At 35.3% G+C, this 15276-nt stretch carries 12 protein-coding genes; 2 read left to right on the plus strand and 10 right to left on the minus strand.

Annotated features, from left to right (window positions below; translation table 11 throughout):
* Window positions 1-175: 175 nt before the first annotated feature.
* On the minus strand, window positions 176-3583 hold the full coding sequence (locus HALSAC_RS0102355; RefSeq protein ID WP_027338917.1) for a DNA polymerase III subunit alpha: 3408 nt from the start codon (window positions 3581-3583) through the stop codon (window positions 176-178).
* Between the two features lie 272 nt (window positions 3584-3855).
* On the opposite strand from HALSAC_RS0102355, the gene HALSAC_RS0102360 reads away from it, so the two are divergent.
* Both HALSAC_RS0102360 and HALSAC_RS0102365 read left to right on the plus strand, forming a co-directional pair.
* Window positions 3856-4167, plus strand: a complete 312-nt coding sequence (locus tag HALSAC_RS0102360; RefSeq protein ID WP_027338918.1) for a YtrH family sporulation protein — start codon at window positions 3856-3858, stop codon at window positions 4165-4167.
* Between the two features lies 1 nt (window position 4168).
* Window positions 4169-4642, plus strand: coding sequence for a sporulation membrane protein YtrI (locus tag HALSAC_RS0102365; protein ID WP_027338919.1), 474 nt, complete (start codon window positions 4169-4171; stop codon window positions 4640-4642).
* A 28-nt stretch (window positions 4643-4670) separates the two neighbouring features.
* Here the strand turns inward: HALSAC_RS0102365 and HALSAC_RS0102370 are convergent, their stop codons facing one another.
* The 9 genes from HALSAC_RS0102370 to HALSAC_RS0102410 form a co-directional block, all read right to left on the minus strand.
* Complete coding sequence (locus HALSAC_RS0102370) at window positions 4671-5861, minus strand: pyridoxal phosphate-dependent aminotransferase (RefSeq protein WP_027338920.1); 1191 nt, start codon at window positions 5859-5861, stop codon at window positions 4671-4673.
* A gap of 212 nt (window positions 5862-6073) precedes the next feature.
* Window positions 6074-7882, minus strand: a complete 1809-nt coding sequence (gene typA, locus HALSAC_RS0102375; RefSeq protein ID WP_027338921.1) for a translational GTPase TypA — start codon at window positions 7880-7882, stop codon at window positions 6074-6076.
* Between the two features lie 275 nt (window positions 7883-8157).
* Window positions 8158-8919, minus strand: a complete 762-nt coding sequence (locus HALSAC_RS0102380; protein WP_027338922.1) for a histidinol-phosphatase HisJ family protein — start codon at window positions 8917-8919, stop codon at window positions 8158-8160.
* An 11-nt stretch (window positions 8920-8930) separates the two neighbouring features.
* Window positions 8931-9329: a secondary thiamine-phosphate synthase enzyme YjbQ gene (locus HALSAC_RS0102385; protein ID WP_027338923.1), complete on the minus strand. Its 399-nt coding sequence runs from the start codon at window positions 9327-9329 to the stop codon at window positions 8931-8933.
* 231 nt (window positions 9330-9560) lie between these two features.
* On the minus strand, window positions 9561-11387 hold the full coding sequence (locus HALSAC_RS0102390) for an NADH-dependent [FeFe] hydrogenase, group A6 (protein WP_027338924.1): 1827 nt from the start codon (window positions 11385-11387) through the stop codon (window positions 9561-9563).
* 19 nt (window positions 11388-11406) lie between these two features.
* Entirely contained in the window at window positions 11407-13209 is a 1803-nt protein-coding gene (locus tag HALSAC_RS0102395) for an NADH-ubiquinone oxidoreductase-F iron-sulfur binding region domain-containing protein (protein ID WP_027338925.1), read from the minus strand.
* An 18-nt stretch (window positions 13210-13227) separates the two neighbouring features.
* Window positions 13228-13728: an NADH-quinone oxidoreductase subunit NuoE family protein gene (locus HALSAC_RS0102400; protein ID WP_027338926.1), complete on the minus strand. Its 501-nt coding sequence runs from the start codon at window positions 13726-13728 to the stop codon at window positions 13228-13230.
* Between the two features lie 247 nt (window positions 13729-13975).
* On the minus strand, window positions 13976-14293 hold the full coding sequence (locus tag HALSAC_RS0102405; protein WP_027338927.1) for a hypothetical protein: 318 nt from the start codon (window positions 14291-14293) through the stop codon (window positions 13976-13978).
* A 24-nt stretch (window positions 14294-14317) separates the two neighbouring features.
* Window positions 14318-15229 carry a hypothetical protein gene (locus HALSAC_RS0102410; RefSeq protein ID WP_027338928.1) on the minus strand — a complete coding sequence of 304 codons (912 nt, stop codon included), beginning with the start codon at window positions 15227-15229 and terminating at the stop codon, window positions 14318-14320.
* Window positions 15230-15276 lie beyond the last annotated feature (47 nt).

Consider the following 15276-nt stretch of genomic DNA (forward strand, 5'->3'; position numbering starts at 1 on the left):
TTTTAAAAAAACATTGAATTGTATATTTATTATATTAAATATAACTATATAGGAATCTAGTTCTAATGTACAATCTATATATAAGTTCTAAATAATATCTAATCATATATTTTCACTTATTAATTGTACATTAAAAATAGTACTATATCTCTATTATATATTATATGCTAGCCCATTATAAAGAGTGCCTTATGCTAATTGTGTTAAGTTCTTCCTTTAATAAAGGGGTCCACTTTATATTATACTTAGAATCTAACTTTATACTTATCCTCTGATCATTAATTAGCAAATGAAGATAAACTCTTCTTTGACCAGAGTTGTTTAATAATATATTCTTTAACTCCTTAATATCAATATCACTATTACTTCCAAACTGTAAATGTAATGGCTTTAGATCACTCTTAACCCTAAGTTCAGTATTTAAATCACCTATTTTTTGAGCAATTATCTTTCTTTCATCATCTACTCTGCCCTCAACCATAATAGTATTACCTTCCAAAAGTAAATGACTATACTTATTATAATGAGTAGGAAATACTACAACCTCAAATTCACCAACCTCATCTTCAAGAGTTAAAAAAGCCATAGCTTTATTACTTTTAGTTATTATTTCGCGATTAAAGCTAATTAATCCTCCTATTAAAACATTATCCTTCTTTCCCTTAAGCTCTTTACTACTTATACTCCTCTTTTCTTTTATCATAGGTAAGTCCTCATCCAAAGGATGTCCAGATAGATAAAAACCAAGAACATCCTTCTCTTGGGCCAACAACCTTTTAGGTTCAAACTCTTTAATTGGAGGTATCTCTATCTCTTGAGCAATAAATTCTTGCTCATCTTCAAAGAGATCAAAGAAGCTTCTTTGACCATTACCCTGCTCCTTTTGAATTCGTTGGCCCTCTTCAAATAAACCCGATAACATATCTAACATCTGAGAGCGATGAAGATTTAAAGAATCCATAGCCCCTGCTTTAATCAAGCTTTCAATCACCCTTTGATTAACCTTAGATAGATTTACTCGATAGCAAAAGTCCTTTAAATCTTTAAACTTCTCCTTCTCTCTAGCTTCAATTATAGCTTCAATAGCTTTTTGGCCCGCATTCTTTACTGCCTCTAAACCAAAACGAATATTTCCACCTTCCACCTTAAAGTTAACTCCACTAGAGTTGACATCAGGTGGGAGAATCTTAATTCCTACTCTTTTAGATTCATTGATATACTCGCCTACCTTATCACTATTACCAATCACACTACCCATTAAGGCTGCCATAAACTGAACAGGATAGTGAGCCTTTAAATAAGCTGTCCAATAAGAGACATATCCATAAGCAGCACTATGAGCCTTATTAAAGCCATAACCACTAAAATACTCAATCAATTCAAAGAGTTCATTGGCCAACTCTTTAGAATAACCTCTATTAAGAGCACCTTCAACCTTTTCATTACCATTTATAAATATCTCCCGATGCTTCTTCATAACCTCTGTCTTCTTCTTACCCATTGCCCTTCTTAATATATCTGCTTCACCTAAAGAATACCCAGCCACCTTCTGAACTATCTGCATAACCTGTTCTTGATAGAGGATTACTCCATAGGTCGGCTCTAATATCTCCTTCAAATCTGGATGAAGGTATTCAATCTCCTTCTCCCCATGACGCCTAGCAATAAAATCATCTACCATCCCACTTCCCAAAGGCCCTGGCCTATAAAGGGCCAACAAAGAGATTATATCTTCTATCTCTTCTGGTTTTAATTTAGCAATCAAGCGGCGCATCCCGTCACTCTCTAACTGAAAAACACCTAAGCTATCACCAGAACTTAACAATTGATAGGTATCTTGATCATCTAAAGGGACACTTGCTAAGTCTACATCTTCTCCTCGATTTTCTTTTATCAAAGCTAAAGCCTTATTAATTACAGTTAAGGTTCTTAAACCTAAAAAGTCCATCTTTAAAAGTCCTAAAGCCTCTAAATCTCCCATTGGATATTGGGTAGTTACCTCACCCTTATTCGAGTATAAAGGAGTATAATCTGTAATTTCTCCTTTGGTAATAACAACACCAGCAGCATGAGTAGATGCATGACGGGCCAACCCCTCAAGCTTCTTAGAATAATCAATTATCTCTTTGGCTTCATAATCAGATTTATATAAATTCTGTAATTCCTCAGACTCTTCCATAGCCCTTTCTAAGGTTATCCCTAAAGAGTTAGGAATGGCCTTAGCCACCTTATCAGTCTTCCCATAACTTACACCTAAAGCCCTTCCTACATCACGCACTGCTGCCTTAGCTGCCATGGTTCCAAAGGTTATTATCTGTGCTACCCTATCTTGACCATACTTCTTAACTACATAATCTATTACCTCATCACGCCGCTCATAACAAAAATCAATATCAATATCAGGCATTGATATCCGAGCTGGATTTAAGAACCGCTCAAAGAGGAGATTATGCTTTAAAGGGTCAATTTCAGTTATATCCAAAAGATACGAGACTATACTAGACGCCGCACTTCCCCGACCCGGGCCAACGATAATACTATTATCCTTAGCATATCTAATAAAATCTCTAACAATTAAGAAGTAAGCTGGATATCCCATCTGATTAATTACTCCAAGCTCATATTCGATTCTATCCTTTATCTCATCAGTCAATTGACCATACTTCTCCTCTACCCCTTTATAAACAAGTTTCTTCAAGTAAGACTCTAAGGTCTCCTCTTGAGGTACGTCATAATGTGGTAAGAGGGTCTGATCAAAATCTAAATCTACATTACACCTTTTAGCAATCTTTAAGGTATTCTCTAAAGCCTCTGGATAGTCATTAAATATCTCTCCCATCTCTTGAGGAGATTTAAAGTAAAATTGATCATTAGGAAATTTCATCCTCTCAGTATCCTTCACCTCTTTACCTGTCTGAATGCACAAGAGAAGATCATGGGCTTTAGCATCATCTTCATCTAAATAATGGACATCATTAGTCGCTACTAAAGGTATATCTAACTCTTGACTTAATTGGACTAAACCTTTATTGACAATATGTTGTTCTGCTAATCCATGGTCTTGTAACTCCAAGAAGAAATTACCTTTAGCAAATATACTTTCATACTCTAATGCTATATCTTTAGCTCGATCTGATTGTCCATTATTGATCGAAGTCGCTACTTCCCCAGCCAAACAGCTACTTAAGCAGATAAGTCCATCACTATATTCCCTTAATAACCTCTTATCTACCCTCGGCTTATAGTAGAAACCTTGGAGATAAGCTTTAGAGACCAATTTCAGTAAATTCTTATACCCTTGATTATTCTGGGCCAACAAAACCAAATGGGCCAACTTCCTTGATCTAGCATCCTTCTTCAAATGATTATCGGCCACATAAACCTCACAGCCAATAATCGGTTTAACACCTGCTTTTTTCGCCTTTTGATAAAAATCAATGGCACCATACATAACCCCATGGTCAGTAATTGCCACTGCCGGCATCCCATAATCCTTAGCTTTCTTTACTAAATCATCAGTCCGTACTGCCCCATCTAAAAGGCTATACTCCGTATGTAAATGTAGATGGACAAAATTGCTCATTTGTAATTCACCCCCAAACTCTTCAGTAACAAGTCATCAGTTAAGAACCTATTAATTTTTTACTCATTATCCAGTGGCACAGAAGTGCCACTTTATTATTTCCTTAAACAACCCCTTTTATCCTCTTTTATCTTATTAAATTAAAGAGCATAGTTCAAGAAGGCTTTAAATAAATATAATATGAGGTATCAATTTAAAGATTAAAGGTTTTAAGGTCTAGCTGATAGCTGAAGACTGATAACTGATAGCTATTATGAAAAGGGTGGTTATAGATGGATAGATTAGTTTTGGTCTTTTTTGTTTCTTTAGGAGTAGTTTTAGGAGGGTCTATACTAGGTAGCTTAGGAGCTACTTTAACCCGCCAATCTCCTATAAAGGTAATGCTTGATGTTTCACAAGATATAAAGTTATGGGCTGTAGTTACAGCAATTGGAGGGACTTTTTCGAGCCTAAAGATTATCGAAGGAGGAGTCTTTGAAGGTAGGATATTGGTAGTCATAAAGCAGTTACTACTTTTAATGATAGCTTTTTTAGGTGCACAGCTAGGTATTTGGATACTAACTGTATTAACTGGAGGAAAATGAGATGACCTTTAAATTTCTCACCTTAACAAAGGAAGATCTATTAAGAATACTAGCTTCCTTTATCCTTGGTCTAATTATCGGTGCTACAATACTTAACTTATCTATAAGTCCTTACCTAGATGAGCTTATCTACCAAAATAAAGAGCTAGAAAGTCAGGTAGAAAGCCAAGAGACCCAACTTAATAATCTCGAAGAATCTCTTGCAGAAGAGAGGAGAAAGGTTATTAGAAGGGTAGAAGTTCAGCTAGATAGTACCTTAGATAAGCATATTAATCAAGAATTAAAGAAAAGAATCTTAGACCTTCTTAATAGTTTAGTTGGAAGAGATTTAGATGATGTTGACGGTAGCCTTCTAGCTCAAACATTAAATAATCGAATAATAATAATTGAGGGTAAAAGTTATAAATTAGATTTAATTTGGATAGTTATCCAACCAACCTCTATAGTTAACCTTAAAGTAGAAAAGAAGGATTAGATAATCCTAATCCTTCTTTTACTTAAAATCAACTATATAATTCAACAAACCCTTTAATTCTACTTATTGCTTCTTTTATATCTTCCTCAGAGGTTGCATAAGAAAGCCTAATATAACCTTCCTTACCAAAGGCTGTTCCTGGGACTACAGCCACACCAACCTCTTCTAAGATTAGCTCAGCCAAAGTCAGATCATCTTCTACCTTGCGCCCCTTAACTGTCATTCCGAGTAGATCCTTTATATTAACAAACAAATAAAAGGCTCCTTTAGGCTTATTAGCCTTCATCCCTTCAATATCATTAATAACATCAGTAATAATATCTCTTCTCTTATCAAAGGCCTTTAGCATCTCTTCTGTTGGCTTCTGAGTTCCAGCAATTGCTGCTAAACTGGCTTTTTGAGCAACAGAATTAGCATTTGAAGTACTGTGACTTTGCAATCTAGCCATAGCCTCAATTACCTTTGTTGGCCCTACACCATAACCAATTCTCCAACCAGTCATTGCATAAGCCTTTGATACCCCATCAATAATTACAGTTCTCTTCTTAATCTCTTCACCCAAAGAGACTATACTTGTAGCCTTAGCCTCATATGATATCTTTCGATAAATCTCATCAGAGATTACAAAAAGGTCTTCTTCAATAATAACCTGAGCAATCTTCTCCAATTCACCTTTAGTATAAACTGATCCAGTTGGATTATTTGGGCTATTAAGTATAAGAACCTTAGTCTTTGGAGTTATAGCCTGCTTTAACTCTTCTACTGTTAATTTAAAACCATTCTCTTCTAAGGTATCTACTACAACAGGCCTTCCGCCAGCAAATTTAATCTGTTCTGTATAGCTAACCCAATATGGAGCAGGTAATATTACTTCATCACCTTCTTCTACTAAAGCTAAAATAGCGTTAAACAAAGAGTTTTTGGCCCCACTAGATACTATTACTTGGTCACTACTATACTCGACTCCTCTATCCTCTTTTATGCTATCACAGATAGCCTCTCTTAAATCTTTAATCCCTACTGTTGCCGTATAATTAGTAAAGCCCTCTTCTATTGCCTTAATTGCCGCCTCTTTAACATGGGTTGGTGTTGAAAAGTCAGGTTCCCCAGCACCTAAACTTATGATATCCTCCCCTTCTGCCTTTAAAGCGTTGGCCCTAGCCGTTATTGCCAAAGTAGGTGAAGTATCAATCTTCTCTACCTTTGCTGCTAATCTCATTTTAATTCCTTCCTCCCCTTCTCATTTCTCTTATAAATATCAATTACCTATATTTACTATATGTAAGTCACAATGACTTTTTGACAAATAATACAATAAAATGGGCTGACGCCCATTTTAGCTGTCAGCTATCGGCTATCAGCATTCAGCTAAAAGACTTAAGAGCTTTAGTTCTTGATCTTATCTGAGGGCTGACAGCTGATAGCTATTGGCTATTTTTTAGACTTAATCCTTTTCTTCTTATCTAAGATCTTCTTTCTCAACCTTATATTTTCAGGTGTAACCTCTACTAATTCATCAGTAGTTATATATTCTAAAGACTCCTCTAAACTTAATTTGGTTGCTGGTGTTAATAACATAGCTTCATCTGAAGAAGACGATCTCATATTATCCAGTTTCTTTTGCTTACAGATATTAACATCTAAATCCTGCTCTCTAGAGTTAGAACCTACAATCATTCCTTCATAAACTTTAGTTCCTGGATCAACAAAGATAGTAGCTCTCTCTTGAGTACCAAAGACACCATAACGAGTTACCTCACCTTGGCGATCTGCTACTACAGAACCTGTTCTCCTACTAGAGATATCTCCTTTATACTCATCATAATGAGAGAAGGTTTGATTTAAGATTCCTTCTCCCTTAGTCTTAGTTAAGAACTCAGATCTAAAACCGATTAATCCTCTAGCTGGAATCTCAAAGGTTAACCTAACTCTAATTTGACTTAAGTGGGTCATATTCTTCATTTCACCCTTACGCCTACCAAACTCTTCAATAACTGTTCCCATGAACTCTTCAGGAACATCTACAAAAACTTCTTCGATAGGCTCTAACTTCTTACCATCTTCTATCTTGATGATAGCTTCTGGCTTTGAAACTTGGAACTCATAGCCTTCTCTTCTCATTGTTTCAATTAAAATAGATAGGTGTAATTCACCTCTACCAGAGACCTTAAAGGTATCTGGACTCAACTCTTCAACCCTTAAAGAAACATTCTTCTCTAATTCTTTAAATAATCTATCCTTTAATTGGCGAGAAGTAACATAGTCACCTTCTTGACCTGAAAATGGACTATCATTTGTAGTAAAGGTCATAGATACAGTTGGCTCTTCAATCTCAATAAAAGGCAAAGGCTCTGGATTGTGAACATCAGCAACAGTTTCACCGATATTTATTCCCTCAGTTCCAGCTAGAGCAATTATATCTCCAACCTTAGCTTCCTCTACCTCTTCTTTACCCAAACCTTGATAAGTGAAGATCTTAGTTATACTCTTAGTATCAATCTCACCATCTTGTTTGCAAATCCCTACTCTCTCACCTTGTTTTACAACTCCACGATGGACCTTACCAATAGCCATTCTTCCTACATAGTCATTATACTCTATTGTAGTAACGACCATCTGTAGTGGCTTATCCAATTCTCCTTGCGGAGCAGGAATATACTCCATAATTGATTTAAATAATGGTTCTAGGTTATCATTTTCTTCTTCTAAGTCATCTTGGGCAAAACCTTCCAAAGCAGAAGCATAAATTACAGGAAATTCAATCTGCTCTTCACTAGCTCCAAGTTCAATAAATAAATCTAATACCATATCTTCAACTACACTAGGTCTAGCATCTGGACGATCAACCTTATTAATAACTACAATTGGAGTTAGATCAAGCTCTAAAGCTTTGGTCAAAACAAATTTAGTTTGTGGCATTGGCCCTTCAAAGGCATCAACGACTAAAAGAACACCATCAACCATCTTTAAAATTCTTTCCACCTCTCCTCCAAAATCAGCATGACCTGGAGTATCCACAATATTTATTTTAGCATCTTTGTAATTAATAGCTGTATTCTTTGCTAAAATAGTAATTCCACGTTCTTTTTCTAAATCATTAGCATCCATAATTCTTTCTTCAACCTCTTGTTTAGCGTGAAAAATACCACTCTGCTTTAACATCCCATCCACTAAAGTAGTCTTACCATGATCAACGTGAGCAATAATTGCTACATTTCTAATATCATCTCTTATTATCATTTCTTCCCCCTTAATATAAAAAAACATCTATCACTTAGTATATAGTTAAACATAATAATTAATTTTAAGATAAAGTTTTTTCAAATTTATATTTTCTCCAACAAAACTCTAAACTAATTACTTAATCTAGCTATAGTTTAGATTATAATAGATTAAAGAAAATGTCAATTAGATTTGAATAAAAATCACTTGATTGAAAAAATTTCAATCAAAAAAGATAAGTCTGGGTATATTCTACTACCCAAACTTATCTTGATAATTAGTTTATAAATTCATTATAACTTAACCATTATTCTATTCTTTTCTTTAAAAGTTGCTACCTCTTTATATCCGATGTCTAATAGCAACTCCCTTACTTTAGTCAAATTCTCCCCAACCCTTTGAGCATTATGAGCATCAGAACTAGTTGTAACTTTAATCCCCAACCCGTAAGCCAACTCTAAAATTTGACGACTTGGATAAAACTCCTTAGCAGGTTTATTCATCCCATTAGTATTTATCTCAATTGTCAAATCTTCTTGAGCTATAACCTCTAATATAGGAGTTATTATATCACTTATGTCACCTTCTACCTTAAAACCAAAGACTTTGATTAAATCAAGATGACCTAATATATTAAAGAGTCCAGATTCGGCTGCTCCTTTAACATAGTTAAAGTATTCTTTATATAACTCTTTAATATCCCAATTATCATATTCATCTTTATAATCAGGATGATCAAACATCCAATCACCTATATAGTGAATAGAACCTATAACATAGTCTAACTCAAATTGCTTTAAAAATTTTTCAATCTCCTCTTCCTTGCCAGGAGTATAATCCATCTCTATACCTTTTTTAACCTGTATATCTGGATATTCTCCTGCCACCTCCTCAATCAGTTTAAAGTTAAAAGATTTGTAATAACGATTATGATCTGTAAACCCTATCTCCTTTATACCTTTTTCTATTCCAGACTCAAGAAATTCCCTTATATTATCTTTAGTTATTTCTCTATCCATATGACCCAATGGATGAGTGTGATAATCAACTAACATATAAATACCTCCTAGCCTTCCATCAATTTCACTTGAACCTTTCTGATTCTTGGCCCATCAAATTCAGCTAAATAAATCCCCTGCCAAATTCCTAATAATAAGTTACCACCTTTAATAATTATATGTTCACTATTTCCAAACAGACTAGCCTTAAGGTGTGCTGCAGAATTACCCTCTAAATGTTTGTAATTGTCATCCCAAGGGATTAGATCATCTAATTTATTTAATATATCAGTCTTAACAGTAGGATCAGCATTTTCATTTATAGTTATAGTTGCCGTTGTATGCGGAATAAAAACAATACAGCTTCCACCCCTTATATTAGATTCATTAACTATTTTTTGTACTTTAGAACTAATATCTATCAACTCAGAATGATTCTTTGTCTTTACTTGAAATTCTACAAACATTTTTACCACTCCACATAATACTATATTTATATATTAATTCTAACTTTAATCAGTAATTCCTTCTTATAACCAGAATTAATTTAATTCTAGTTATCTCTAACTTTTTCTGATTATAATTAAAGTCGCCAATAATGCTCCAACAAATAATACTATACCTAAATAAACCATATTTACCCTCCGTTAGTTTTTTTAAGTGACACTTAATAGTAATAAAGCTCCGCTTTATTACTATTAAGTCTGCTCTCCTTGCCTACAATGTGGTAAAGCCCCATCATTACACTCTTTACTTCCATGTAATCTATCTCTTGTATATAACATCCTATCAGTATACCCAGTATGGAGAAGCTTTTGGGCTTTCTCGCTATGGGGTTCACCTAAGAAGCTTTCATATAATCTATGAATGTGTGGATTATTGTGTGCCTTACGATGTTCTTTTTGACGATCGGCTTCAAATAACCCCTCTGCTCTTTTTAGATAATGTTGGCCCATCTTAGTCCAACGATCATAACCAGAATAAACAGGTTGACCACCTCCACCAACACATCCTCCATTGGGACAGGCCATTACTTCTATAAAGTCATACTCTTCTTCACCAGTCTTTATCTTTTCTATTAACCTTCTTGCATTTCCTGTACCTCTAGCAACAGCAGCTCTAATGACTCTACCATCGCCTAAATCAATCTCTCCATCCTTAAAGTCCTCTCCTCTTATCTGCCTTAGTTCTATATCCTCTAATTCTTCTCCTGTCAACTTTTCATAAACTGTTCTTAAAGTCGCTTCACAAACTCCACCTGTAGATCCAAAAATAACACCTGCTCCTGAAGCATGACCCATAGGCTCATCATAATCTTCTTCGGGAACTTTATTGAGATCTAACCCAGCTTCTCTAATCATCTCACCTAACTCCCTAGTTGTAAGATTAACATTTACATCTCTATCTTGACCGCTATCATTCATCTCTTCTCGTCCTGCCTCATACTTTTTAGCTACACAGGGCATTACCGAAACAGAGAATATGTCTTTAGGATCAACCCCAGACTGCTCTGCATAATAAGTCTTAACAAGGGCTCCAAAGACCTGCTGAGGAGATTTGCAAGATGATAAGTTTGGAATCAATTCAGGGTAAAAGCTTTCACAGAATTTAACCCAGCCTGGACAACATGAAGTGAATTGAGGTAAATCTCCTCCATTCTCTAACCTCTCAATCAACTCTGTTCCCTCTTCCATAACAACAACATCAGCTCCAAAACAATCGTCAAAGACCTTATCAAAACCTAACCTCTTTAGAGCACCTACTAACCTTCCGGTTACTAACTCTCCTGGCTCCATACCAAACATCTCTCCTATAGTAACCCTAATTGCAGGAGCAGTCTGAATTATAACATGCTTATCTGGATCCCTTAAAGCCCTCCAAACTTGCTCTTTATCGTCCTTCCCGTGCAAAGCGCCTGTAGGGCAGACTAAGATACATTGACCACAAGCTATGCAAGGTGTATCTAAAAGACTATCATTAAAAGCAGGACCAGCAACAACTGGAAATCCCCTCTCTAAAACATCATAAATATGTACTTCTTGAACTTCACTACAAACACTTATACACCTTCGACAAGCAATACACTTACTAGGTTCTCTTACCACTGCTGGAGATAGGTCATCTATTGGATATTCATTCTTCTCCCCCTGAAATTTTATCTGTCTAATATTGAACTGATCAGCTAAACTTTGCAGCTCACAATTTAAGTTTGCTGCACAAGTTAAACAATCAAAGGGATGATCTGATAGCAAAAGTTCTAATACAGTCTTTCTTGCCCTTAATACCTCTGGTGTATTGGTCTTAACCTTTATCCCTTCTTTGGCTTTATACTTACAAGCAGGTTGTAACCCTACTTCCCCTTCTATCTCTACAACACAGACTCTACACCCTGCCGGCTCATTTACCCCCTCTAAATAACAGAGAGTTGGTATATCTACATTTATCTTTCTTGCCGCATCTAATATGTTGGCCCCTTCTTTTACTTGAACTTTCTCTCCATCTATAGTCACAGTTATCTCACTCATTTACTTCCCTCCTTAATCTCTATGCCTTATGAATTGCATCAAAAGGACACTTCTTAGCGCAAACTCCACAATCTATACATATCTCCGGATCTATCTTATACACTTCTCCTCGCTGACCACTTATAGCATCAACAGGACATACCGGCTCACAGACACCACAAGCCCTACATTCATCTGGCTCTATTATCCATTTAGATAGACCTTCACATACACCTGTTGGACATTTTTTCTCCTTAACATGGGCCAAGTACTCATCTTCAAAACGTTCTATTGTACTTAAAACTGGATTAGGGGCAGATTTGCACAATCCACAAAGGGCTGTCTTCTTAATATTCTCTGCTAACTCCTTTAAGACCCCTAGATCGGCAACATCTCCTTTACCTTCTGTAATCTTATTTAAAATCTCTAACATCCTCTTTGTTCCTATTCTTCCTGGTGCACACTTACCACAGGCCTCATCTTGGGTAAAGTCGAGATAAAAACGGGATACATCGACCATACAGCTATCCTCGTCTAAGATTATCAAACCACCTGAACCCATCATAGAATCAGCATCCAATAAGGAATCGTACTCTAAAGTGATATCTAAATCTTCTTCAGTTAAGCACCCTCCTGATGGACCTCCTGTCTGAGCTGCTTTAAACTCCTTCCCTTTTGGTATTCCACCACCTAGATTAAAGACTACATCTCTTAGGGTTGTTCCCATAGGAACCTCAATTAAACCTGTATTATTAATATCCCCTGCCAGAGCAAAGACTTTAGTACCTGTGCTATCTTTAGTCCCTATCTTGGAATACCATTTTCCACCTTCATTTATTATTATTGGTATATTAGCAAGGGTTTCAACATTATTAATCAAAGTTGGCTTTCCATACAACCCACCCTGAGCTGGATATGGGGGTTTAGGCTGGGGATCTCCTCGATATCCCTCAACTGAAGTGATTAACGCTGTCTCCTCTCCACAAACAAAGGCGCCTGCTCCAATTCTAATTTCTAAATCAAAGTTGAACCCACTTCCTAATATATTCTTACCTAAAACACCCTCTCTTCTAGCATCCTCAAGGGCGGCCTCTGTTCTATCTATAGCTAATGGATACTCGGCCCTAGCATATATATAACCTTTTTGGGCTCCAATAGCATATGCTCCAATAACCATCCCCTCGATCACACTATGGGGATCCCCCTCTAAGATACTTCTATCCATAAAGGCTCCTGGGTCTCCTTCATCAGCATTACAGATAACATATTTAGATTCCCCATCAACCTTAGATGTTATCTCCCATTTAACTCCAGTTGGAAATCCACCTCCACCTCTACCCCTTAACTTAGATCTTTTGACCTCATTAATTACATCTTCAGACGACATCTCCTTTAATACCTTATTTAATGCCTTATACCCTCCCCTATACCGGTAATCTTCTATACTCAATGGGTCTATAGTCCCACAGTTTCTTAAAGCGATTCTTTGTTGATATTTATAAAAGTCCATATCTTCATGTTTCGCAATCTTTTCTCCAGTTTTAGGGTCTACATAAAGAAAATCTTCTATAACTTTTCCATCAACTAAATGTTCTTTTACAATCCTTTGAGCATCCTCTTCTTTTAACTGGCAATAAAAGACCCCTTCCTTACTACCATTAGGATAGATAACTACAATTGGCCCTTGTTCGCAAAATCCAAAGCATCCTGGCTGAATAACCCTGGTCTTCTTCCTTAAGTCGTACTCTTCTATGTACATTAACAAGTTCTTATATATTTTTGGCCCACCAGAGGAATTACAACTCGTCCCCCCACAGACTAAAATCTCTGTCGTTCCCATTATACCTACACCCCTTTCTCTTTACTCGTATTTTGCTAAAATTTCTGGCAAATCATCTACATCTATTCTTCCATATACATCACCATTAATAACTACTACTGGAGCCATACCACAAGCTCCTATACACCTTGTTCCTTCTAGTGTAAACTTCTTATCTTCAGTAGTTTGGCCCGGCTCTATATCTAATTCTTTACTCAATTTATCTAAGATATCCTTACTCCCTCTTACATAGCAAGCCGTTCCCATACAAACCTCAATCGTATATTTTCCTTTAGGAGTTGTTGTAAACAAGGAATAAAAACTAACAACACTATGTATTTGACTTAAGGGAAGTCCCATCTCCTCTGCTATGGTAATCTGTATATCTCTAGATAAGTGACCATAGATATTCTGAACTTCGTGCAAGAAATCTATTAAGTTATATTTTTCATTATTCTTCTCTTCTAATAACTTTTTAAAATGTTCTTTCTTCTTAATCTCCACTAACTTTTCTTTATTGATTTCTTCTATAGATTGGCCCATTTCAATCCCTCCTTTATTCTTTAGATTCTCTTCTGTCTTTTAAAGATATTATTAGTTGAAACTTATCTTTTTATTCTCTAAACAAAAAAGTTGCCCTAAATAGGCCAACTTTTTTGCACTATAAATATTGAATATCACTAGCGTTGCATTGTTAGAAAATAACAATGCAACGCTAGTGTGTCTATATTAAAAAATAACTTTAATCAGCATCAATAATTTAATATTAAAATAGATTTGTTCTCTAGGTTCACTCAATAAGTTCCTTACTCTTTTCTGCAATAAGTTCAGGATAATCAAGATGAATATAGTGACCAGCATCTAATATGAAATATTCTCCAGCAGTTGCTTTGGCATAAGAAACCAAACTTTCCTCCCATAATTCATCTTCATTCTCATTAGAGATGAAGATATGAAAAGGAAGATCAGTTTTTCCACTATCGAACACAGTCTTAGCATTAGTTTTTACCATATTTAATTCTTCTTTCATATTACTTGTTTGAACACGACGATAAAATATTGTTCTAGCTACTTTAGCTTCCTCTTCTGTTAAATGCCCCTTTTTCATCTCTTATCCCCCCTAATTATTATTTTAATAACTATTAACTATATTAAACTTAAATCTATGCTCTCCCTTATTATCTATAAAATACTTATAACGAAAATCCACTGGTCCCATTTCATATGATAATCCAATTCCTACAGTAGCATTTAAACTCAAATCATCAATACCTTCATCCTCAGCCAAAATATCACCAATATTAATTGAAGTAACTAAGTCCATCATTTCAATTCCAAAAATCCCACTTTGAGAAAAAGAATCAAACCTTCTTTCCAACCTAAGATTTATACGCTTTGTTCCTTCTTTGTCTTGAGAATGACCAATCAAATAATGTTCCAACTCATAGTAAGGCTTTAGCTTATCTGAACCTTTAATATATCCTAATTCGGGGATGATTGTATAATTGCCTAGTTTTATAGGTAACTTCAAATTAGAAATATAATAAATATCATCACCATCAGTTTGACCAGAGCTAATATCTAAAAAAAGATGAACTTCTTTACCCCAACTATAATATAACTCCCTTCGGTAATTACAATTAAAATAAATAGTCTCTATCTCTTCACCTTCATCTTTAACTTCTCCATTAAAAATAGCTAAATTTAAATTTTCTCCCAAAGCTCTTTGATAATTTAAATTAACTTTAGCCCCTTCTTCAGAAATGTAGCCTGGAAGGTTATAATTATACCAATTATTATATTTGGCATCTAAGCTAAGTTGAGGATTAATTTGATATTTAGTACCTAAATTATAATGCATTTCTTCTGTCTCAAAACCATATCCCAAACCAGCATAAAGTGCCCACTCTTCTAAATGATAATCTCCTTTAATTCCAATTATTCCTTCAAAAGGAAATATTGGGTTGAAGCCTAAAGATGCCTTAGCCGGTGAAACAAGTAATATATTGATCATTAATACTAAAAATATAATTGATTTTTTCATCTTTTATCACCCGTTCTTGTTATATAGTGTGGATGTGAGTAAAATCA

This window comes from Halonatronum saccharophilum DSM 13868 (assembly GCF_000517025.1).
Classification (GTDB): domain Bacteria; phylum Bacillota; class Halanaerobiia; order Halobacteroidales; family Halobacteroidaceae; genus Halonatronum; species Halonatronum saccharophilum.

What these genes read in the sequence shown, in the direction of transcription:
- HALSAC_RS0102365 (WP_027338919.1), top strand. Translation starts at nt 4,169, where the DNA reads ATGACCTTTAAATTTCTCACCTTAACAAAGGAAGATCTATTAAGAATA.
- HALSAC_RS0102380 (WP_027338922.1), bottom strand. Translation starts at nt 8,919, where the DNA reads ATGTTAGTTGATTATCACACTCATCCATTGGGTCATATGGATAGAGAA.
- HALSAC_RS0102385 (WP_027338923.1), bottom strand. Translation starts at nt 9,329, where the DNA reads ATGTTTGTAGAATTTCAAGTAAAGACAAAGAATCATTCTGAGTTGATA.
- HALSAC_RS0102410 (WP_027338928.1), bottom strand. Translation starts at nt 15,229, where the DNA reads ATGAAAAAATCAATTATATTTTTAGTATTAATGATCAATATATTACTT.
- HALSAC_RS0102400 (WP_027338926.1), bottom strand. Translation starts at nt 13,728, where the DNA reads ATGGGCCAATCTATAGAAGAAATCAATAAAGAAAAGTTAGTGGAGATT.
- HALSAC_RS0102405 (WP_027338927.1), bottom strand. Translation starts at nt 14,293, where the DNA reads ATGAAAAAGGGGCATTTAACAGAAGAGGAAGCTAAAGTAGCTAGAACA.
- HALSAC_RS0102355 (WP_027338917.1), bottom strand. Translation starts at nt 3,583, where the DNA reads ATGAGCAATTTTGTCCATCTACATTTACATACGGAGTATAGCCTTTTA.
- HALSAC_RS0102390 (WP_027338924.1), bottom strand. Translation starts at nt 11,387, where the DNA reads ATGAGTGAGATAACTGTGACTATAGATGGAGAGAAAGTTCAAGTAAAA.
- typA (WP_027338921.1), bottom strand. Translation starts at nt 7,882, where the DNA reads ATGATAATAAGAGATGATATTAGAAATGTAGCAATTATTGCTCACGTT.
- HALSAC_RS0102360 (WP_027338918.1), top strand. Translation starts at nt 3,856, where the DNA reads ATGGATAGATTAGTTTTGGTCTTTTTTGTTTCTTTAGGAGTAGTTTTA.
- HALSAC_RS0102370 (WP_027338920.1), bottom strand. Translation starts at nt 5,861, where the DNA reads ATGAGATTAGCAGCAAAGGTAGAGAAGATTGATACTTCACCTACTTTG.